21 protein-coding genes are annotated in these 20,013 nt (G+C 55.1%); 13 read left to right on the top strand and 8 right to left on the bottom strand.

Annotated features, from left to right (window positions below; genetic code table 11):
* Nucleotides 1-251: 251 nt before the first annotated feature.
* Nucleotides 252-386 carry a hypothetical protein gene (locus tag ACWHYZ_RS23580; RefSeq protein ID WP_447985107.1) on the bottom strand — a complete coding sequence of 45 codons (135 nt, stop codon included), beginning with the start codon at nt 384-386 and terminating at the stop codon, nt 252-254.
* Nucleotides 387-2,027: 1,641 nt separating this feature from the next.
* Here ACWHYZ_RS23580 and ACWHYZ_RS23575 point away from each other — a divergent pair.
* On the top strand, nt 2,028-2,348 hold the full coding sequence (locus ACWHYZ_RS23575; protein ID WP_447987635.1) for an RNA recognition motif domain-containing protein: 321 nt from the start codon (nt 2,028-2,030) through the stop codon (nt 2,346-2,348).
* On the opposite strand, the gene ACWHYZ_RS23570 is transcribed toward ACWHYZ_RS23575, so the two are convergent.
* From ACWHYZ_RS23570 to ACWHYZ_RS23550, 5 genes are all read right to left on the bottom strand, one after another.
* Nucleotides 2,345-2,701, bottom strand: a complete 357-nt coding sequence (locus ACWHYZ_RS23570) for a hypothetical protein (protein ID WP_447985106.1) — start codon at nt 2,699-2,701, stop codon at nt 2,345-2,347. The genes ACWHYZ_RS23575 and ACWHYZ_RS23570 overlap by 4 nt on opposite strands.
* Nucleotides 2,702-2,838: 137 nt before the next feature.
* A complete protein-coding gene (locus ACWHYZ_RS23565) occupies nt 2,839-3,150 on the bottom strand; it encodes a hypothetical protein (RefSeq protein WP_447985105.1) in 312 nt (103 codons plus the stop codon).
* Between the two features lie 801 nt (nt 3,151-3,951).
* Nucleotides 3,952-4,341 (bottom strand): flagellar brake protein, encoded by a 390-nt coding sequence (locus ACWHYZ_RS23560; RefSeq protein ID WP_447985104.1) that lies wholly within the window; start codon nt 4,339-4,341, stop codon nt 3,952-3,954.
* 39 nt (nt 4,342-4,380) lie between these two features.
* Nucleotides 4,381-4,914, bottom strand: a complete 534-nt coding sequence (locus ACWHYZ_RS23555; RefSeq protein ID WP_447985103.1) for a hypothetical protein — start codon at nt 4,912-4,914, stop codon at nt 4,381-4,383.
* Between the two features lie 666 nt (nt 4,915-5,580).
* A complete protein-coding gene (locus tag ACWHYZ_RS23550; RefSeq protein WP_447985102.1) occupies nt 5,581-5,937 on the bottom strand; it encodes a response regulator transcription factor in 357 nt (118 codons plus the stop codon).
* A gap of 186 nt (nt 5,938-6,123) precedes the next feature.
* Between ACWHYZ_RS23550 and ACWHYZ_RS23545 the strand changes: the two genes are divergently transcribed.
* Nucleotides 6,124-6,372: a LuxR C-terminal-related transcriptional regulator gene (locus ACWHYZ_RS23545; RefSeq protein ID WP_447985101.1), complete on the top strand. Its 249-nt coding sequence runs from the start codon at nt 6,124-6,126 to the stop codon at nt 6,370-6,372.
* A 185-nt stretch (nt 6,373-6,557) separates the two neighbouring features.
* A complete protein-coding gene (locus ACWHYZ_RS23540; RefSeq protein ID WP_447985100.1) occupies nt 6,558-6,914 on the top strand; it encodes a hypothetical protein in 357 nt (118 codons plus the stop codon).
* Nucleotides 6,915-6,961: 47 nt separating this feature from the next.
* Here the strand turns inward: ACWHYZ_RS23540 and ACWHYZ_RS23535 are convergent, their stop codons facing one another.
* Nucleotides 6,962-8,608 carry a response regulator gene (locus tag ACWHYZ_RS23535; RefSeq protein WP_447985099.1) on the bottom strand — a complete coding sequence of 549 codons (1,647 nt, stop codon included), beginning with the start codon at nt 8,606-8,608 and terminating at the stop codon, nt 6,962-6,964.
* Nucleotides 8,609-8,808: 200 nt separating this feature from the next.
* Here ACWHYZ_RS23535 and ACWHYZ_RS23530 point away from each other — a divergent pair, with 200 nt between their 5' ends.
* The 9 genes from ACWHYZ_RS23530 to holA all read left to right on the top strand — a co-directional run bounded on the left by ACWHYZ_RS23530 (nt 8,809) and on the right by holA (nt 18,547).
* On the top strand, nt 8,809-9,249 hold the full coding sequence (locus ACWHYZ_RS23530; RefSeq protein ID WP_447985098.1) for an NfeD family protein: 441 nt from the start codon (nt 8,809-8,811) through the stop codon (nt 9,247-9,249).
* A 151-nt stretch (nt 9,250-9,400) separates the two neighbouring features.
* Nucleotides 9,401-10,354, top strand: coding sequence for an SPFH domain-containing protein (locus ACWHYZ_RS23525; RefSeq protein WP_447985097.1), 954 nt, complete (start codon nt 9,401-9,403; stop codon nt 10,352-10,354).
* 61 nt (nt 10,355-10,415) lie between these two features.
* On the top strand, nt 10,416-10,991 hold the full coding sequence (locus ACWHYZ_RS23520; protein WP_447985096.1) for a D-sedoheptulose-7-phosphate isomerase: 576 nt from the start codon (nt 10,416-10,418) through the stop codon (nt 10,989-10,991).
* Complete coding sequence (locus ACWHYZ_RS23515; protein ID WP_447985095.1) at nt 10,978-11,955, top strand: hypothetical protein; 978 nt, start codon at nt 10,978-10,980, stop codon at nt 11,953-11,955. Before ACWHYZ_RS23520 ends, ACWHYZ_RS23515 begins: the two co-directional genes overlap by 14 nt.
* 217 nt (nt 11,956-12,172) lie before the next feature.
* Nucleotides 12,173-12,811: a SprT-like domain-containing protein gene (locus tag ACWHYZ_RS23510; RefSeq protein ID WP_447985094.1), complete on the top strand. Its 639-nt coding sequence runs from the start codon at nt 12,173-12,175 to the stop codon at nt 12,809-12,811.
* A 12-nt stretch (nt 12,812-12,823) separates the two neighbouring features.
* A complete protein-coding gene (locus ACWHYZ_RS23505; protein ID WP_447987634.1) occupies nt 12,824-13,978 on the top strand; it encodes a DNA polymerase Y family protein in 1,155 nt (384 codons plus the stop codon).
* A gap of 106 nt (nt 13,979-14,084) precedes the next feature.
* On the top strand, nt 14,085-16,718 hold the full coding sequence (gene leuS, locus ACWHYZ_RS23500; protein ID WP_447985093.1) for a leucine--tRNA ligase: 2,634 nt from the start codon (nt 14,085-14,087) through the stop codon (nt 16,716-16,718).
* Between the two features lie 159 nt (nt 16,719-16,877).
* Entirely contained in the window at nt 16,878-17,426 is a 549-nt protein-coding gene (gene lptE / locus ACWHYZ_RS23495; RefSeq protein WP_447985092.1) for an LPS assembly lipoprotein LptE, read from the top strand.
* Nucleotides 17,427-17,437: 11 nt separating this feature from the next.
* Nucleotides 17,438-18,547 carry a DNA polymerase III subunit delta gene (holA, locus tag ACWHYZ_RS23490; protein ID WP_447985091.1) on the top strand — a complete coding sequence of 370 codons (1,110 nt, stop codon included), beginning with the start codon at nt 17,438-17,440 and terminating at the stop codon, nt 18,545-18,547.
* Here holA and rpsT read toward each other — a convergent pair.
* Nucleotides 18,519-18,797, bottom strand: coding sequence for a 30S ribosomal protein S20 (gene rpsT, locus ACWHYZ_RS23485; protein WP_447985090.1), 279 nt, complete (start codon nt 18,795-18,797; stop codon nt 18,519-18,521). The genes holA and rpsT overlap by 29 nt on opposite strands.
* A 456-nt stretch (nt 18,798-19,253) precedes the next feature.
* Here rpsT and pyrF point away from each other — a divergent pair, with 456 nt between their 5' ends.
* Nucleotides 19,254-19,982 (top strand): orotidine-5'-phosphate decarboxylase, encoded by a 729-nt coding sequence (pyrF, locus tag ACWHYZ_RS23480; protein ID WP_447985089.1) that lies wholly within the window; start codon nt 19,254-19,256, stop codon nt 19,980-19,982.
* The last annotated feature ends 31 nt before the right edge of the window (nt 19,983-20,013 follow it).

Raw genomic sequence — 20,013 nt, 5'->3', positions numbered from 1 at the left:
ACTCGGCTACATGGAGGACGGATGAAATACCTGAGGCTGTCGGGTTGAAGGCTGATTATCTCGCTATGACCAGAAGGAAGTATTCAACCCATTGAGTGTGGATCAGAATAGATACTCTTGTATCTCGAAAGATAATCCGCCCCGCCGCAACATTCTTGAAACATAGTGCTTATCCAACTCGGTGCCTTGGAGGAGAGTTGCTGATAGGCGCTCTAGGGTAGCACTCGGGATTCCCCCTCGATAGAGGCGGCCTAAACCGCCTCTTCATAGGCAGCGATCTGTTTCTTCTCTGAGACCTGTGCAGTGTGCTGACTCACCCGGGTGAACAGCCAGGCCCACGATATAACATAGGTGAAGGCGCAGGCGAGTATTATCCATATTGTCATGTGTTGACCTCCAACAAATCGACTCTTCATCCGTATAGCAGACTTTGGACCAGGCGTGTGGTGGGCGGAATGGCTCAATAAACTATGCTCAGTCCACTTCCCTCAACATCGATCGGTGTTTCTGACACAGTGCAACGTGAAACAATGAGACACCTTGTGTGCCGTCTCGGAGAAACGGTTGCTTCGGCAACAAGCCGATTATCCGGCAGCATTCTGCCTAGCATGGACGAGTTCAAGCAGGGCCAGGGCTATGCCTGAATCACGGACGGCGATTTGTGGATTATTGCTTCGGGTTGTGATGACACGCAGAAATCTGCCGAGAAGCTGTCTTGACCGGTTCAGTCATTAGTACGGCATGCGATAGGTGTAACACCGAGGGATACAATAATGCTCGATTGAGACAAAAGTAAAAAAAAGAGAAGAAAAATTTTACTAGCCGCTCAATCTCTGCTATATCAAACATGACATTGGATTAAATTTCGTAAAACTGAAAGGGGGTGGAGTTCCAATGGCGACGAAGAAAGCAGCAGCGAAGAAGCCCGCAAAGAAAGGGGCCAAGAAGAAGTAGGCCACTTATCCGGGAGGCGACGGCCACGTCGCCTCCTTGGATTTTCCTTTCATCCCCACTCATCTCTTCCGATCCATCTTCAGTTCATTTTTTCACACGGCCCATTCGGAGCATGGTGCGCTTCAACCATCAGGCGTGCTCATAGTCACGTCGCATTTAAGAACGCGAAGCAACAAAGAACTCATGCACGATCTGCGCGAAGCGAAACCGTACGGACGTACGAAAGCTGCCGATGGTATATGGTCTCTCCTTTTCAGCCCTGCCATTGTTTTCGATCTCCGGTACCTGTCATCAACTCACATGGGCAGGCCAAATCGCCGATACTCAGCTCCCTTCAACTAAAACATCATTCTGACGGGGCCGTAAGTCAAACGTTCATAGATGGCCGCGGGCATCGAGCAATAGGCTCAGGCAGTGACTGGGATCCCAGGAACATCGCCACATCTGACTCGGCTAAGACAACGGCCCTCATCGGTGGCGGATTTTTACCCAGGTGTGTGAGCCATATAATTGCGCTCCACCACCATTGACCCAGCCAATCCAGAGAGCGCCTTTATTGAATGCTTCAATTAGACCCTGGATGCCTATCCGTTCGAGACGTTTTATCCTGGGATACCGTTGTGCCGGAAGGTTGTCGCTTTTAAAATGTCCTGGATTCAACCGGTTATCACGCCTTTTGGGTGTGAGAAGTAGAAGAAGGCCGGACCCTCGGGCCAAAAAAAAGGGAGGCGATGGCCACATCGCCTCCCCCTGATCTCCTCGAATGAGGGGGTCCCCTCAGCGAGAAGAAGGCAGCGTTTGGATCGAACCCACAACCCAAACGCAGATAGCTTATCACGAAGTCTGAAACGAGAGAAATGAATAGTTGAATAGTAAAATCATACACTTATGATTCTGTCTGTCTTTGAAAAGACCCCCTCGCCCTTGATGTATATCAGTGAGGCGGCGTGGTCTGGCGTGATCTATTGATGTTTAGAAAATAGGAGCTCTGCTCTTTAGCCGCAAGTCCTACCCCTATGAAGAGGTTGAGGCTGCGACGTAAAAAGACGAGGATAGTCCCACTATCTGTCTAGATTAGGAGGCGCTATGCATATGATGCTGCGCTGAGATGGCTTGCTGAGCTGGATGACATCGACTCAGGTAGCGACCTATGCGCTTCATATGGCAGTGTCCAGTCAGCGCGTGTAGTCTGCGATGCCTACGGCGCTTCCATGAATTATGGTTTTGTGCAGATGGCTACGGTTGAACAAGCTGAAGAAGTCGTGAAAGCGCTGGATGGATGTGATCGATTTGGGGCTCTGCTGTACGTCGCTCGGACATATCCTCGCATTAGCCAGGTGCACTCACGACAACAAATCTATGGCACTAAAAGGAATCCCACGGATGCGCATTAAGCATGGCCACAATGGTGTCGGCGATAGTCTTGGACCGCCTTTTCCCATTCAGCCACTTGCGTGCCCGTGAGGCGGGAGGCATTGTCCACCGTGACCAAACAGCCAATGGTAAGAAAAGCATAGACTTTGGCCGGATCCACGTTGGCGGCGATCAACGCCTCTGTAATCATGGTGCGAACTTGTATTTCGTCGAGCTGCTCTGAGCCTGTAGGTTCGTATTGGTCGACGGATCCGGCCCCAGCCGCAACGGCGCGTTCGATATTTGCCATATCGAGTGGATCAATGAAGATAAGCTCATGGGCCGAGTAGTACTGTTCAGCGCGCCGCTCGTTCTGCCTAGATTCAATAGCCATTGGGTATCCCTCTTCCTCGTGTCCCAATAGTAATACCCGTAAACATTGTGCGAGAAAATCATTCGAGAGGAGCGGTCGGACTGTGTTGGGTGCACCTAAAGGATGAGAGAGCACGTTTAAGCAGCAGGCCTGCATACTCAAAAGACAGTCGAATGGAATGAACGGCTGCCTTTTGATCGGTTGATAAAGGCATGGACAAGCATGGTATTTAGGAACATGGTGGAACTGACACCGAGATAAATCAGTCTGGAAATGTAAGCTGGTGCAATGCGAGCCGTCGGAGGAACCGCTTCATAACCGAATGTCACCAGCATGATCATAAAAAGCGTGGCAGTGAGATGAAGAGCCGTATAGGGCAGTGGTGATAAGTGCCGACTGCCCATCAAGGCGGCAATAGCGGCAGCTGCGGACACAATGCCGACCAGCATGGCGGCATAGGCTTCGTACATTATTCCTCCGGTTTCTCGATGGCGTCGGTTTCATGAAGGATAGCAGAACTTCTAAAAATGGTCCGCTCCTCTAATTGAAGTGGACAACGCCGGTATGAATTGACTCGGGCCAGTCAATGTCATACCAAAGTTGCCATCCGGTTCGGAAGTCCCCAAAATCGACAGGTGGGAGGATTTCCGGCGTCTATGAAATAGTTGGACAACTCGATAGCCCAGACGGCGAGTACCGAAATACCGTATGTTGCACATCGGCGAATCGGCGGCGGACAGGTGGAAATGGTTAAGTTCTCACATGAGATACTGAGTGGCATAATGGCCAGGAATAAGAGACGCAATGGCTAAAAAGCGTCATCGTGCAACCGTTTGTCATCGTTGCCAGCGAGTGCTTGACTTAAGCCAGCATGCTGCTTGTCCCACGTGCGGGGCCCAGCCGGCTGTGGGCGACCATGGAGCTCATCCTGAGCGCGTCTTCAACCGTTCGCGTTCAAGCGATACGCGGAGGGACTTCTATGAAGCCCATAAACGCCTCGCCATTGTTATGATCCTCATCATTTTCACTTTTCCTATCGCCGGAGTCTTCCTCGGGGGAATACCCGGCCTTCTCTTCGGAGTGGCGAGCTCCGTCTTAGGCTATTATCTATTACCATCTGTCGTTCACGTAGTGCGTCGGATTAGTAGAGGAGGCTGACGGCTAAAGTGGCTGGCGCTCGTGTGGACAACACTCGATGGGATGTGGTCAAAAGAGTGCGAAGTCCCCCGAAAGCTTAGTCGTTAGGACACGTCGAACCATCGACATCACCGTTAGGCGGAATAATGTCCATGGAGGCGTTCACGTTGCAAGCGCATGATATGCCTGATCAGGAGCTCGCGCTCCTGTTCGGATATTTGAATGAAGCGAGCATGTATACGAAACCTTTGGGCTCGATGAGGTTGCGGCTCTTTCCTCAACACCTCGGCATGGACTACGAGGAGGAGCTGTTCATGTAGCCGGAGCGTAATGGTGAGAATCTCTCCAGGATTGTGTGCGACATCGGACGCGAACCCGATACCCCCGCCGCTAATGTTGATTGATTGTTCAGTGAGGACACTTTCTTCGGTATCCGTCTGCAGCTGAATACTGACAGGCACCACAATGGTCATCCGAAAGTGATGACGGCGGTCTCGTGCCGACGGTTCCTGGTCAGGCAACATAGCAAGCAGAAGTATAGCAGACCATGGTCTGCCAAAGTTTCAAAGAGAAGGCGGGAGATGACCATGCCTAGCGTTTGCATTTCCGGATATTTCGGTCAGGAGCCTGCTTGCTACCCTTTCGTGCAATGCAGTGAATGCCTCACGGTATCTTTGGACAACGGCATCCTGCTCCAATAATTCCGGCGAGACGCCCCAAACATCAATGACCGTCTCACGAAACAGGATCAGCAGTACCTTGTGACGAGGCCTCACGGCAGAATCCGCTGGGTTGGCATGATGAAAGCGATCCACATATCTTCGATATGCAGGCCGTGCCGCCTGCCATTCCGGAAGAAACACAAGCGTTTCAAGGTACGCCACAGTTGAATCCGCTTCATGTGCCTCTCGTGGTGCACATCGAAGGAGGACGGCGGCGAGCGCGGTAATATATCCGACCAGCTCATAGCGTATGACCTCATCGACTTCAGGGGGCATTTTCCGACCACGGAAAAAGTCTCCCCCGACTTTCAACTCGACATACAGCGCATCGAGCATTCCATAGGCTTCGGCACTGTTCGCAATGATGCTTTTCATCAGCCTCCTGGCACGATGTTCTCTCGACTCTTCTGCTCGCGTCTCCAACGTCACCCTCATCTCCATCTACCCATAAGGGCCGCCCCTCCGGGGATAAAACTCTGGATGTTCGGAAAGCAAATACAAGGCCCGACATAACGGGAGCATCTTTTATGGTAAGGATCGCGAATTATAGGAGGAAAGCGGTTTTCTCAGCTGAGAGGAGCTGGACGGCCATGACGAAAAACCGTGGTTGTATCAGAAAAGATAGCGCGGCGTGTCAAAAATTGATACAAACGGTCGGGCTCTTACTGCTACGTGTTAAACCCACTGTGCCTCTACAGAAGAGATGGCTATAATGCCGTGACTTTGTCGACGAAATAATCCATTAGGGAGGCTATGGCAGGATGGAAGAGGAGAAATATAATCCGTTTGGTTCGCCAGGGAATAAAGTGGGACGAGGTAGTTCAACGGAGCGGGATCGTGCAGAGCGCGACTCACCAGCAGAGAAGTCGTCCACATCGGGTCGCGCTGTCGGACGGCGGAAACGACCAAAGACCGATCGCATCCGATAATATCGTCTTTCATAGGGTAGGAGTCGCCTGCTTTGCATCTAGTCTTGTTAAATCAAGAGGAGCATCGGCTGAGAGGTGATCTTGAAGTCCCTCATCGGTGATCGCGGTAGGATCACAGCACCCAACGCCCGATCTGTTCTCGCAATGCTTCAAAGGTGAACGGTTTCACGAGATAGCCCTGTGCACCCTCGTTGACAGCCGTCAGGGCTTGGTCTTGACGACCGCTAATGACAATGACTGGAAGTTTCATTCCTTCGGCTCTGAGGTGCCGCAGGACTTCAAGGCCGGACACCTCAGGTAGACCTAAGTCAAGAATGGCCGCGTGGAACATGCCGTCGGTGAGCGCATCGACGGCGTCTTTCCCGTTCGCAACCGCCTGAACCGTAAACCCTTCGCCTTCTAGAATCTGTCTAACTACCGCCTGCGTTTCTCTGCCGTCCTCTGCTAATAAAATTGTCTTGGTCATCATACTCCTTCATCGCGTCGTGTTCCGGTGCGCACGTAGCCAGTTGTATAACACACCTGGTGGGCCATTCGCCTCTATCTATCCTGACGATTCGTCTATTCATTCCTGCCATCATCCCACATTCGAGTCTTACGATTGCCGACAGTATTTATACCCCGGGACAGATAAACAATAGACAGCGGAGGATATATGAAACACCAACTCGTCCAACGGAACGACCGGAAGCGCCGTCGGCCGGAAGAGTTCACCAGTCGAGAACAGGAAATTTTACAACTCATCTGGTTGGGACTGAAGAATCAGGAGATGGCCGTTCGTCTAAAGATCAGCATTAAAACTGTCGAAGCCCATCGCGCCACCATGATGAAGAAGATCCGTGTCACCAATACCGCTCAATTGCTGAAAGCGGCCATCCAGGGTGGCATGATCGAAGTCGTCTAGGTTGACGGAAGTAGCCTAGAAATAAGCCGGTTCACCCATGCCTGACGCCTAGAGTCCGACTGTTCCTTGAACTCATTGACGTCTGAAGATGGGTAGAGACCGGCAGACGCCGCTTGGATTCATTAACCACTCAAGCTTTTCCGGCTTTTAGCCGTAATGGAACTAACGACGGGGAGAAGCGATCAATGGCTGTGGGCAGCGACCGGGAAATATCCAGGAGACCCACCTGGCAGCGACCGACTCTAGAGCGTCACGTCAACGATCTTGAACTCGCCAGCATTGACGTGATCATTCAAATGGGGGCGGTACATGTTCCCACCTCGGGTGATTATAGCCACGACACTGTCACTGAAGGAGAGGTCAGACGCATCATTTCATCAACACTGTTTGTAGCAAATGTTGATCCCGCGAAGATTTATGCCTATTTGTGCACCGGATATTTAGTTACGGTGGAGAATGTGACAAACTGGAATCCGAGCCAACTGATCGCTTGGGATCATGCAATCGCGGCATACCATCAGAGCAATGGAGCGCATGCCTAGCGTACACCCTGGTCGTTATTAGCCTCACCGTAACGGCTCGACCCTCTTTATATTCCACTAGACAGATCAGTAGATGGTCCAATCGTAGGTATCTTCACGCACACACTGCTGCCCTGCCCCGGCATCCCGTTGATCGTCAGTTCGCCGCGCAGCAGCATGACGCGCTCTCTCAGGCTCAAGAGGTTGTGAGATGTGGGTGGCGTGTCGCTGTCCCTCAAGCCGCGGCCGTTGTCGCTGACCTCCAGGATGAGCGAGCCTGCCTCTTTCTTCAGAGTCACGCAGACGACGCTGGCTCTCGCCTGGAAGGCGACATTGGTCAGCAGCTGCTGAACAATCCGAAATAGGCCCGTTGATAGTTCACCATCGATTCGGTCGATGTCCTTGATCGAGACGATACATCGAAGGCCGGCACGATGCTCAAAGATTGAGGCTTGCCACTGAATCGCCGCCGCCAGGTCGAGGTCATCTAGAATTTCGGGCCGCAGCTCACTGCAGATCCGCTGAATCGTGTCTGTGATGCGATCCACGAGATGGGTCATGAAGCGAACCTTTAACAGGGCCGGCAATTGTTCTTGCGGCAAACGAGCGTCTAACCATGCCAGATCCATCTTCAGGGCCATCAAGAGTTGACCAAGATCATCATGAAGATCGCGCGTGATACGAGCCCGCTCATCCTCTCGAGCCATGAGGACCTGCTCGGAGACGCGATCCCATCTTAACGAGCGGCGATGGCCTTCCTCTTGTCGTTGATCTCTATCAATTGCCGCCGTACCTTCATGATCACTGGATAAGGGACGGGGGACGTTCAATGAGGCCGCTGCATTCTCCTCACGGCGCGCCGAACTCGGTGGTTGTCTGATCGCGGCGCATAGAAGAAAGACGGACAGGCCATCTTCATGTGGAATCGCATCAACATCGTACCACTGATCTTCCCCTGCAAAGCGAGCTTGGAAGTGAATGGGAAGCTGTTCTCGAACCGCACGCTGACATTCCTGTTCAAATTGCGAACCGACCAGATCGAAATATTCTTCCCACAGCCCTTTGCCGAGTAACTCGTCCCGCCCCTTCAACCGAAAGACGTGTGGTACAGATCCATTGACCCATGCGATCCGCCAGGCCCGATCGAGTGCCAAGACCCCATGTCGAAAGCTTTCAAGTGTCTTTGCGAGTCGGTTTCGCATGTGCTCCGACTCGGCAAGCACCTCCTGACGCCGGATCAACATACGCTCCTTCGCTTCGAGCAGGAGACGAGCATACGCTATCGCTTTTCGAGCGCGTTTGGTATGGCGATTTGCTTTCCGAGTGAGCTGATGAGTTTGCCAATCGAATCTGCTTTGCTCAATGACCCGATTCAGCATGGCCATCAAGACATTGGGCTCAATAGGTTTATGAAGGAAAAAGTAGACTTCGCTCAATGTGGCATAGGCCATGAGATCCTGGCCCAGTTCGGCCGACATCAAGATAATCGGTATATCAGGGTGCCGTTGTCGAAGGATGGAGATGCATGCGACACCGGGCGCATCAGGCAAGCGTGCATCGCTCACGATGACATCGCAATGGGCATGGGCGAGCTTTTTAAGACCGGCGTGCAAGGAGGAGGCGGCATATACCTCGACGCCAGGGAGTCTGCGTCGCACTGTGTCGGCGAGGGCAGTGAGCACGATGGGATCGGCATCAAGAATGAGGATATGCATGGCGACCACCGATGCCTGAAAAGTTGCTCAGTACTGATTCAATAGCGTAAAGACTAGCACGCATGCGGACCCTGTGCCATGGCAATTTTTGCGATAGCGTGCTTATGGCGGCCCTGTGCGAGCCCTTTGGCCTTCTTCAGGGCCTTTTCTTGACAGGCTAGGTAAAGCCCTTTACGCTCTGCAGTGCGCGGGGTTCGTCAATGGTGTGGTGGAGCTGGCTGTTATTGGGTTTAATGCTCTTGGCCGCCGAAATGGCGACGCCTGGCGGCTTCTATATCCTCTTTTTCGGACTGGCGGCGCTGATTGTAGGCGTCCTTGCCGGACTGGAGTGGCTCAACACGGCATGGCTGCAGTGGCTCCTGTTCTCGATCCTGTCTCTTATCTCGCTGTTCCTCTTTCGGAATTCACTTCTCGTGTGGATGAAGGCCCATGAGCCTGTTGGGCAGGATGTGGACTCAATGGTCGGTGAAACGGCCGTCCTGACGGAAGACCTGCCGGCCGGTGCTCTTGGCAAGGTGGAATTGCGCGGGACTACATGGAGCGCACGGAATGCCGGACATACTATGCTGACGAAGGGACATCGCGCGCGAGTGGAACGGGTGGATGGGCTCACCCTCTTGATAACCTCAGATGACAGATAAAGAGATGGTTGTAAAACACTCAAAACGGCAGCCCACAAGCCCGCGGGGGAAATCGAAGCCGAAGGCGTAGCCTTATGGGCGTCGTTCAAGACTTTGATGAGGCGAGAACGCAATGGAATGTTATTTTTCAGAAGCCTGAGGAAGGAATACCATGGAGGACACGGCTATGTCGGGTGGCTTATTTGTCGCGGTCGTGCTCGCCTTTCTCGTCGTCGTGGTGATTGCTAAAACGGCTCGGGTCGTCCCGCAGCAGAGCGCTTTTGTAGTCGAGCGACTCGGGAAGTACCACACGACGCTCAATGCCGGCTTTCATATCCTGGTGCCGTTCCTCGACGTGGTTCGTTACAAACACTCCTTGAAAGAAACCGCCATCGATATTCCGGAGCAGATCTGTATCACCCGCGATAATGTGCAGGTGGGTGTCGATGGAGTGCTCTATCTAAAGGTATTGGATCCACACCGAGCCTCCTATGGTATTTCGGATTACCAATTTGCCATCACGCAATTGGCACAGACGACGCTTCGAAGCGAAATCGGCAAAATCGACCTGGATAGGACGTTTGAAGAACGAACCAACATCAATATTCAAGTCGTCAACGAACTGGACAAAGCCTCCGAGCCGTGGGGCATCAAGGTCCTGCGATATGAGATTAAGAACATCACTCCGCCGCGGGATGTGCTGGCCGCGATGGAAAAACAAATGCGAGCGGAGCGAGAAAAGAGGGCAGTCATTTTGACCTCAGAAGGTGAGCGCGATGCCGCCATCAATCAAGCGGAAGGCGTGAAACAGCAAGTGATTAAAGCCTCCGAAGCGAAAAAGCAGCAACAGATCAATGAAGCCGAAGGCGCCGCATCCGCCATTCTGGCCATCGCCCATGCTACTGCGGAGGGACTTCGCAAGGTCGCGGAAGCGACGCAGGTCCAAGGTGGCTATGAAGCGGTTCAATTGCGTGTGGCTGAACAATACATCGGCAAATTCGGAGAACTGGCAAAATCGAGCAATACTCTCGTGCTTCCGGCCAGCCTCTCCGATGTCGGGTCCATGATTGCACTTGCAATGAACGTCATCGGGCGGCGGCAAGAGCCGTCCCCTCTGAAGAAATAGGCGGCCGTTCAACGTCGAGCCTGTTTGACACTAAAAATTCTCTAGCCTACAATCCCGTCGGATGAAAGAGCACGTCATACAGGCGTTTGAGGAGAGTGCCGACGTGAAGCGGCGCTTCGTGCAGGAACATGCCGATCGTATCGTGCAGGTTGCGCAGATCATCGCTCAGGCGTTCCGTGAAGGTCACAAAGTGCTCCTGTTCGGAAATGGCGGCAGTTCTACGGACGCCTCCCACATTGCCGCGGAATTCGTCGGCCGGTATAAACGGGAGCGTCGCCCCTTGCCTGCCATTGCGCTTGCGACCGACATGGCGGCAATGACGTGTATTGCCAACGATTACGACTTTGCGGACGTGTTTGCGCGCCAGGTCAAAGCCCACGGCCAGAAAGGCGATGTCGTGATTGCCATCAGCACGAGCGGCAATTCGCCGAATGTGGTCAAGGGACTGGAAGCAGCGCGCGAGTTAGGACTCACGACGGTCGGATGGACCGGCGGCAAAGGTGGGAAGCTGACTACATTGGTCGAATACGCCTTCGTCGTCCCTTCTACGGTGACCGCCCGTATCCAAGAAAGCCACATTACACTCGGGCATGTGCTGTGCGAGCTCATCGAGGAAAGCCTGTTTGCAAAAGCGTAAGAAGGCCAGGCCGCCGGTCCTCCCGATCGATGTTTCGAAGCTCAAGACCTATCCGCTGAGTCGGCGCCACAGCAAAGTGCAGCTGTCTGATTTCGCAACCCCGTGGCGGCGCGGCGAATCTTTCAAAGCATTTCTCGATACACTCCCCGACATGCTCGGGGTCAAAGCCCTGCGCGCGGTCGCTCACGCCATCGTGAAGGCACGGCGGCACGATCGCCCTGTGATTGTCGGTATGGGCGCGCACGTCACCAAAGTGGGACTCAATCCGATTCTCGTGGACCTTATGGAGCGTGACGTGGTGACGGCCGTAGCCATGAACGGTGCGGTGATCATTCATGACTTCGAGCTGGCCATGATGGGGCACACCTCGGAGGAAGTCGATGCCGAAATCGACTCGGGTCGATTCGGGATGGCAGAAGAGACGGGCCGCATGCTGAACGAGGCCATTATCAGCGGAGCAAAACAGGGGCAGGGGATTGGCGAGGCGGTCGGCGCCTATATCAACCTTCGCAAGAAGGAGTTTCCTCATCATCGGACGAGTCTCTTGGCTGCAGGAGTGCGGCTTGGGGTTCCCATCACGGTCCATGTCGCAATGGGGACGGATATCATTCATATGCATCCGGCGGCGGACGGCGCATCGATTGGAGCCGGGTCCCTGTTGGACTTTAGAAAACTCGCCGCAGTCGTGGCCAGGATGGAAGGCGGTGTCTATCTCAATCTCGGGTCTGCGGTGATTCTGCCCGAGGTGTTCCTTAAGACCGTCACACTTGGACGCAATCTGGGTTCTCCACTCACCAATCTCACGACAGTCAATATGGACTTTCTGTCGCACTATCGTCCGTTGACGAACGTCGTCAAGCGGCCGACCCAAAAGGGCGGGCGTGGGTATTCGCTTACCGGCCATCACGAGATCATGGTGCCGCTGTTGGCCGCCGCCATCATCGAAGCTCTCGGAGGACGCTGAAAACGGCCCCCAATTTCGTTCCCGGCTTGAAAGAGTCCTCTACGTACCCAGACGGTACGTCTGCGGCGCCTGCTTCGCCTCGGGCCTTGCTTGGGAAGGAGGACCTTCTGGCCGCTGGGGCGGATGCAAAGACGAGCATGCTCAAAATCTTACGATGAAACTAGACAGCAAAAGAGGCACGGAAGCGCGGCCGACTTTGATCTCGGATGCATGGCCGATGGATCGATTACAAAACGCCTGGCGTGAGCTCAATGCGAGGTATTTTCAAGAGCGGTTGCGGCCTATCTCAATTGTGTGGAGTCGTCGGCTGACGGCGTCGGTCGGCATGTTTGTGAGTCATGTGGGGCCCAAAGCGCCTTGGACCGGTTCTCGCATGCACGATGCAGAACGACGGATCGTTCGGTTATCGATTCCGCTGCTTCAGGATCAACCGGATCAGGAAATTGTCGGGACGCTGGCGCACGAGATGATTCACCAGTGGCAATACGATATTCTGAAGCGGCACCCCAACCACGGGCCAGAGTTTCATCGAATGATGGCGATCATGAACCGAGACGGTCTCGGCATCATGATCCGCCACTCGTTGGACAAGGCCGTCCATGCGCTGACCAAATACACCTGGCGCTGTACGGAATGTGGCCGTGATTATCATCGGCAGCGGAAGACGATTCGTCCCGGTCGTCATCGCTGCGGCGAATGTCTCGGCAAACTGCGTGAAGTGCCTCGCGCGTCCGTGGATACCAACGCGGCGTCACTGCGGGAGCTTGTGCCGACAACCATGCCGCCTGGGACGGTTTCCCGTGTGGGTGTCTCGGCGTCTTTTCTGCAAATGCCGCTGCCCTTCACTAACCATTAGTGTGTGACCACGATGCCCCGCTGGCCTCGTCGAATCTTATTCGGCGATATCGATGCGATGTACGCCTCCTCGGCGATCGTTGCCGACCCAGCACTGGCCGGCCAACTCGTCGCGGTCGGGTCTCCGCCTCCGCGCGGGATTATTATCGCGGCCAGTTATCCGGTTCGTGAATATGGCGTCAAGGCCGCCATGCCGACGGTGCACGCTTTGCGGCTCTGTCCTGGTCTCATTCTCATTCCTCCTGATCGAGGCCTCTATAGGCGGATGCACGAACGAATGTGCGAGGTCACTGATCAGTTGTTTCCAGAGACGGAATGGACCAGTATCGACGAATTTTATGCAGATACGACCGAGCTGCAAGCGCGTTATCCCGACCCACGTGCGTTCGGCCATACTGTGAAGGACGCACTCTTTGTGGCCACGGGCCTACGCTGTACGATTGCCTTCGCCACCGGCAAGACGGTCGCAAAGGTGGCGGCAGACTGTCACAAGCCGGATGGCTTAGCCATCATCGAGCCGGGAACCGAAGCCACCTTTCTCGCCTCCCGTGCGGCCAGATCGCTGCCCGGCATCGGGCCCAAGACCGCTATGGCGTTGGAGTCACGTGGCATCCGCACCATTGCGGACCTCCTCGATCCAGTGTTTGAGGCGGCACTGCGACGAATGTGGGGCCCGCGCTTGGCTGCACTTCAGGAATTGGCAAAGGGCATCGATCGGGACCCCGTGATGGCCGGCCGCGAGCCCAAGAGTCTTAGCCATGAGACGACCTTTGATGAGGACACCGCCGATCTGTCGTTTCTCACTCGAACCGTCCGCGGGTTTTTAAGCGAGCTGACCCACGACTTGCGCATGCAAGGCCTGGCCGCGGCTGCCTTCACCATCAAGCTCAAAGACGCCACGTTCACTATCACTGCGCGTCAGCGGCATTTCCCTGAACCCCTCAACTATGATCCGCCGATGTGGAGAGCGATTCAACCGGCGCTCAGCGCCTTAGTGGCGCCCCGCACGCGCTACCGGTTGGTCGGCCTCTCCCTGACTGATCTCGTCCCGGCTACGGAGAGCCTCTTCGATCAACGCACCACCAAAGCGATTGCCGCCATGGACGCCGTCATTAACAAGCATGGTTCCAGTATCATCCGCTTGGGTGGTCTTCCTGAAAATAAGTGATTCTGTCCCATTGCTGATATCCGCCTAATCTTGTGAGCGGTTTCCCGTCTGTGTTAAGGTTTTTGGCTTCATACGGAGTGTTAGGACCGGTCCTATTGAGATATCCATGAACACACAGAACGAACCGCAATCGTACGATCATCGCCGCATCGAAGAGCGGTGGCAAACGTATTGGGATCGCCACAAGACCTTCGCCGCGCAGGAAACGCCTGCCAAGCCGAAATACTATTGCCTGGAAATGTTTCCGTATCCATCCGGCCGCATTCATATGGGTCATGTGCGGAACTATGCCATCGGCGACGTCATCGCTCGCTACAAGCGTATGCGGGGCTTCAATGTGCTGCATCCCATGGGCTGGGATTCCTTCGGCTTGCCGGCGGAAAATGCGGCGATTGCGAAGGGGGTCCATCCTTATCAGTGGACGACCGAGAACATTGCGTACATGCGAAACCAGCTTCGGCAGATGGGATTGTCGTACGATTGGTCCCGAGAGGTCACGACGTGCGAGCCGGAATATTACCGCTGGAATCAGTGGTTCTTTTTGAAGATGTACGAACGCGGCCTGGCTTACCGAAAACAGTCGGCGGTGAACTGGTGCCCAAGTTGTGAAACGGTCTTGGCGAACGAGCAGGTGGAGGAAGGCCGGTGCTGGCGCTGTGACTCCGTGGTGGTGCAGAAGGAATTGGAGCAATGGTTCTTTCGTATCACCGCCTATGCCGAGGAGCTTTTGCAAGGCTGCGAACGGCTCACGCACTGGCCGGCGCGCGTCCTCACGATGCAGCGCAACTGGATCGGCAAGAGTGAAGGGGTAGAGGTCGAGTTTCCGCTCGTCGAGCCGTTGCGGGACCTCAAGGCCGTCCGGATTTTCACCACGCGACCGGACACCATTTTCGGCGCCACGTTCATGAGTGTCGCGCCGGAATCACCGTTAGTCGAGCATCTGATCGCCGGCCGTCCTGAAGCCCCTGCTGTCCGCGAGTTCGTCGAGCGCGTGTCCCGGCAGGATCGTCTCGTGCGACTCGCTGCCGATCGCGAAAAGGAAGGCGTGTTTACCGGCGCCTATGCGGTGAATCCCTTTACGGGGACGCGCATTCCCATTTGGGTGGCGAATTTTGTGCTGTATGAATACGGCACCGGCGCGGTGATGGCGGTCCCGGCGCACGACCAACGCGATTTTGAATTTGCCGGTAAATATCGCATCCCCGTCAAGCTGGTGATTCAGAATCCTGCAAAAACACTGGATGAAGCGAATCTCGATCGCGCATATGTCGAACAAGACGAGGCAAGCTCTTTGGTGAATTCCGATCGCTTCTCCGGCTTGTCCGCGCCGGTGGGAATCAGGCGCATCGCTGAAGCGATTGAAGAGCAAGGGATCGGACGGCGCACGATTAAGTACCGTTTGCGTGATTGGGGTGTGTCCCGACAACGATATTGGGGCACGCCGATTCCTGTCATCTATTGCGACGATTGCGGAGTCGTACCGGTCCCTGAATCGGATCTTCCGGTTCTGCTGCCAACCGATGTTCCGTTTACCGGCAAGGGCGCGTCTCCGTTGGCACAAGCCTCGTCTTTTGTGGAGGTGCGCTGCCCCACATGCGGGAAGCCGGCTCGACGCGAAACCGATACGATGGACACCTTCGTCGATTCGTCGTGGTATTTCCTGCGCTACTGCTCTCCGCATGCCGATCGGGTGCCTGTCGATCCTCAGGCAGCCGGGTACTGGATGGCGGTGGACCAGTATGTCGGCGGCATCGAACATGCGGTGCTTCATTTGCTGTACGCGCGGTTCTTTACAAAGGTGATTCGCGATCTTGGGCTGACGAAGGTCGACGAGCCGTTCCAGAGTCTGCTGACGCAGGGCATGGTTTGCAAGGAAACCTACCGCTGCCCAGTGCATGAATGGTTATTTCCATCCGAGGTCGTGGGCTCGGAGCAGGACGGTTATCATTGCTCGATGTGTCAGCGTCCTGTCGAGAAGGGCCGTGTCGAAAAAATGTCCAAGTCGAAGAAGAATGTGGTCGATCCGGAACATTTGATCAGCACGTACGGCGCAGATACGGCCCGACTCTTCTCGCTGTTTGCGGCGCCACCCGACAAGGATCTCGAGTGGAGCGATTCCGGCGTGGAGGGCTCGTATCGATTCCTAAGCCGTGTGTGGCGGTTACTGGTCGATCTGCATTCCGACCCGGGCAAGCAGGCCGGCGTATCGAATGATGCCGAAGCTCTGCCTGCGAGGGTGCAAGAGCTTCGACGGCTGACGCATCGAACGATCAAACGAGTCACTGACGACATCGAGCGAGAGTTCCAGTTCAATACGGCGATCGCCGCCTTAATGGAATTCGTCAATGGATTGTATAAGTTCACAGCCGAACGCGGCGGCGCGGCTCAGCCCGGTGAGGCGGCCGCACTGCATGAGGCGGTGCAGACGCTGATCCTGCTCCTTGCCCCGTTTGCACCCCATGCGGCCGAGGAATTATGGGACATGCTGGGTGGGACACCAAGCGTAGCGGCGCAGCGTTGGCCTCAGTACGATCCGGCACTTCTTCTCAGCGATCGACTTACCATTCCAATTCAGGTCAACGGAAAACTCAGGAGCAAAATCGAAGTGCCGGCGGATTGGAGCAAAGAGCAGATCGTCGAGCAGGCCTGTGGAGATGCGAAGGTTGCCGAATGGCTGCAAGGCAAGTCACCACGCAACGTCATCTACGTCGACAAAAAACTCCTTAATTTCGTGGTGTAAATAGAGAAAGCCGCCTACTGAATGCGAAAGACTCAGCATACAATGTGGCACCGGGGCTTTCGAAGTGCCTCTCAATTGACCAGGTCCTCAGAGCTTTTCCATGTACTGGCAATGCTGGTCCTCCTTGTAACGATCAACGGATGTGGCTACCAGTTCAGAGTGGCAGGCCAGGGACCGACGATTGGAGGTGAAGCTCCCACCAAACCCAAGGCCGACGCCCCGACGGTCACCATTGCCAATTTCCAGAACTTGTCGACTGAACCGAACTTGGAAACGAAATATGCCCAGTATACGCGGCAGGAGTTTGCGCACGGCAGCGGAGCCCAGCTCATCACCGGCTCCGGACCGAGTGACCTCGTCCTCAAAGGCCAAATTATTTCGGTGATCGTCCCGACCATTAACTTTACGCTGCAGCAGACGCTTGAAAGCCGGGTCACCGTCTACGTCCATGCGACCATCCAGAATACGAAAACTCAACAGAGTATCTTCGCTCAAACGCTTACGGCATCGTCGGAATTCTTTGTGACCAAAGACTTGCAATTTAATCGCGTACTGCAGACTCGCGCGTTGGAGCAAGCCGGGCAGTTCATTGCCCAAGACCTTGCGTCACGGTTTCTGAACCATCTCGACAACTATGGTACGGCTCCGCCGCCGGCCGGAGTCGGTGGGGGCGTGACGGTACCCATACCAGGCGGATTTACCCGCTAAACGCATTCGCAATGAAATCGTATGAATTGCACACTGCCTTGAAGAAAAGCGGCCTCGGCCCGCTGTATCTTGCTCTCGGCGAAGAGGACGAGCTGAGAGATCAAGCCGTCGCCACGATAAAAGCCTGCCTTCCCCCACAGGATGGGCTTGGAGACTTCAACTGCGAGGTCCTCTATGGCGACGAGAACGATGCATCCGAAATCCTCACGCGTGCGGGGGAGGCTCCTGTGTTCGCGTCGCGCCGGCTCATCATTGTCAAAGCCGCAGAAAAATTATCGGCTCGTGACGGTGACCTGTTAATTCCCTATCTCACGTCGCCGTGTGATTCAACCACCCTGGTGTTTGTCGCAAGCAAGGTAGACGGGCGGACGAAGTTCGCGCAGGCGCTCAAGCAGCGGGCCGTCATGATCGACTGCGGGGCATTGCCTGATCCTCAGCTCGCGCAATGGATTCGTGCGGAGGCCTCCCGTGTGGGCATTCGTCTGGACGATGCCGCTATTCTGCTGATGAGGGACTTGGCCGGAAGCAATTCGTTGTCCTTTATCAAACGAGAATTAGAGAAATTGGCGGCCTACGTGCCGCCCGACCGGATTGCAACACCGAGCGATATCGAAGCCTTGAGGGGAGGGGAGGTCGGCGCCTCCGTCTTCGATCTGACGACGGCCATCGGAGAAGGCGACCGCCTTCGCGTGCTTCGCATTTTTGCGAGGAATTTGGAAACGGGCGAGGCGCCGTTGCGGATACTCGGCTCGCTGGTGTGGCAGTACCGGCAACTTTGGAAAGCGAAGGAGGCTCTCGAAGCGGGAAAAGGAGAATCGGAGGCTGCGCGAATGTTACGCGTACCGCCGTTCAAAGTTAGGGACTTCGTAGGACGATTTTCCGACTCTCACATGCAAAAGGCATTTCGTTTATTCGCCGAGACCGATAGCAAGCTAAAGGGTGCAAGTGCAACGGCGCCTGCGCGATTGTTGGAATCCGTTGGGCTGGAGCTCTGTCGGTTGGCTGAGCGGCAGCGGCCGAAAGGACTCGCCCACGCCACGCTGCCGCAAGCAGCAAGAGGGGGGGCGACGCCGAGGCAAGCGATGCGGACGACTAGGTCCGTGCCGCGGACAACGCGTTGACTTTTGCGGCGAGGCGAGAGATGCGACGGGAAGCTGTGTTGGGCTTGAGCAAGCCTTTCGTGACTGCTTTGTGCAAAGAGGCGGTGGCATCGCGAAGATACGTTTTCGCCTGGTCGGCATTCTTTTCATCCACAGCGCCCATTACTTTTTTCACCACATTCTTAACGGAACTGAGCGCCGCTCGATTGCGCAGATGGCGCTTTTCGGATTGGCGAGCGCGCTTGATCGTTGACTTGTGAATGACCGGCATGTCCACCCCTCGTGAAAGTTTAAAAGAGCCTATTTTTGTAGCATAGGCGCCTCTAACGGGTCAAGAAGGAAAGGGAGGGGGTGGTCATGCTTCCCCTTCTTGCTCCCGCAGCGCGCACAATTGGAATGTGCTCGCTGGACGTGCGCAATAAAGGAAAGCATGTCCACCCCAGCGGGTAGAGGTTGCAGAGCAGTCAGGTTAGGTGCTTGAGACTGAAGAAGGGGAGTAAGGATCAAGAAAGAGCGAAAGGAGTGGACATACGGTCTGCCCCCGTAGGGTCAACGAGCCCAGTGTGGTTGGCGGCCTGGTAAGCGAAAGAAAGCCGGGCAGAGCACTTGGGCAGCCCAATTGAAAAAAGAGCAGTATTACAGCACGTGTTTATGGATAATGTGCGGGCCGATGCCTAGGATTGTAGGATTCGGCAGTCGGGTGAAGCACGATGGAGGAGGGGCAATCATGGCGAGGGTAGAGGCGAAGGACCGTCTGATTCTGGCACTTGATGTGCCGTCTGCGGAAGAAGCTGAACGGCTATTGGATCGTGTAGGAGATGCCGTTAGTTTCGTTAAGATTGGACTGGAGCTGTATACGGTGGCGGGACCTGAGATGGTACGGCGCGCTCTTGGGCGCAAGAAACGTGTGTTTCTGGATCTGAAATTTCTCGATATTGAGGAAACGGTGAAGCGAGCCACGGCACGAGCCGCAGCCATGGGCATTGACTTCATCACCGTGCACGCCAATCGAAAAGCGTTAAAGGCCGCGATCGAGGGGCGAGGTCCGGTGGCATCCGATGGATCAGGACTCAAGCTCTTGGCCGTCACGGTGTTAACGAATTTCGACGCCGCCGATTTGCGCGATATGGGCATTCAATGGGGCGTGGCTGATCTGGTCGCCGCGCGGGCCAAACTTGCCGCTGAAGTCGGGTTGGATGGCGTGGTGGCGTCCGGGGAAGAGCCGTCGGTCATTCGACAAAAAGTCAGCAAGGATTTATTGATCGTGACCCCCGGTATCCGACCGACTGATAGTCGTGCCGATGATCATGCTCGCGTCAGCACACCGACGAGCGCGATTATGGCCGGTGCGGATTATTTAGTGGTAGGGCGGCCCATTCGAGACGCCGCTGATCCAAGGACAGCTTCCGAAGCCATCGTAAGTGAGATGCAAGCGGCCTTCGACGCACGGGGGTAGTAACTCTGTTGCGAAGCCGTTTCTCCATTTG

The sequence above is a fragment of the Nitrospira sp. Nam74 genome (assembly GCF_965152615.1).
The sequence above is the reverse complement of the archived record's forward strand: the minus strand, read 5'-3'. Positions and strand labels throughout refer to the sequence as shown.

What these genes read in the sequence shown, in the direction of transcription:
- ACWHYZ_RS23580 (WP_447985107.1), bottom strand. Translation starts at nt 386, where the DNA reads ATGACAATATGGATAATACTCGCCTGCGCCTTCACCTATGTTATATCG.
- ACWHYZ_RS23570 (WP_447985106.1), bottom strand. Translation starts at nt 2,701, where the DNA reads ATGGCTATTGAATCTAGGCAGAACGAGCGGCGCGCTGAACAGTACTAC.
- ACWHYZ_RS23565 (WP_447985105.1), bottom strand. Translation starts at nt 3,150, where the DNA reads ATGTACGAAGCCTATGCCGCCATGCTGGTCGGCATTGTGTCCGCAGCT.
- ACWHYZ_RS23560 (WP_447985104.1), bottom strand. Translation starts at nt 4,341, where the DNA reads ATGTTGCCTGACCAGGAACCGTCGGCACGAGACCGCCGTCATCACTTT.
- ACWHYZ_RS23555 (WP_447985103.1), bottom strand. Translation starts at nt 4,914, where the DNA reads ATGAAAAGCATCATTGCGAACAGTGCCGAAGCCTATGGAATGCTCGAT.
- ACWHYZ_RS23550 (WP_447985102.1), bottom strand. Translation starts at nt 5,937, where the DNA reads ATGATGACCAAGACAATTTTATTAGCAGAGGACGGCAGAGAAACGCAG.
- ACWHYZ_RS23545 (WP_447985101.1), top strand. Translation starts at nt 6,124, where the DNA reads ATGAAACACCAACTCGTCCAACGGAACGACCGGAAGCGCCGTCGGCCG.
- ACWHYZ_RS23540 (WP_447985100.1), top strand. Translation starts at nt 6,558, where the DNA reads ATGGCTGTGGGCAGCGACCGGGAAATATCCAGGAGACCCACCTGGCAG.
- ACWHYZ_RS23535 (WP_447985099.1), bottom strand. Translation starts at nt 8,608, where the DNA reads ATGCATATCCTCATTCTTGATGCCGATCCCATCGTGCTCACTGCCCTC.
- ACWHYZ_RS23530 (WP_447985098.1), top strand. Translation starts at nt 8,809, where the DNA reads ATGGTGTGGTGGAGCTGGCTGTTATTGGGTTTAATGCTCTTGGCCGCC.
- ACWHYZ_RS23525 (WP_447985097.1), top strand. Translation starts at nt 9,401, where the DNA reads ATGGAGGACACGGCTATGTCGGGTGGCTTATTTGTCGCGGTCGTGCTC.
- ACWHYZ_RS23520 (WP_447985096.1), top strand. Translation starts at nt 10,416, where the DNA reads ATGAAAGAGCACGTCATACAGGCGTTTGAGGAGAGTGCCGACGTGAAG.
- ACWHYZ_RS23510 (WP_447985094.1), top strand. Translation starts at nt 12,173, where the DNA reads ATGGATCGATTACAAAACGCCTGGCGTGAGCTCAATGCGAGGTATTTT.
- ACWHYZ_RS23505 (WP_447987634.1), top strand. Translation starts at nt 12,824, where the DNA reads ATGCCCCGCTGGCCTCGTCGAATCTTATTCGGCGATATCGATGCGATG.
- leuS (WP_447985093.1), top strand. Translation starts at nt 14,085, where the DNA reads ATGAACACACAGAACGAACCGCAATCGTACGATCATCGCCGCATCGAA.
- holA (WP_447985091.1), top strand. Translation starts at nt 17,438, where the DNA reads ATGAAATCGTATGAATTGCACACTGCCTTGAAGAAAAGCGGCCTCGGC.
- rpsT (WP_447985090.1), bottom strand. Translation starts at nt 18,797, where the DNA reads ATGCCGGTCATTCACAAGTCAACGATCAAGCGCGCTCGCCAATCCGAA.
- pyrF (WP_447985089.1), top strand. Translation starts at nt 19,254, where the DNA reads ATGGCGAGGGTAGAGGCGAAGGACCGTCTGATTCTGGCACTTGATGTG.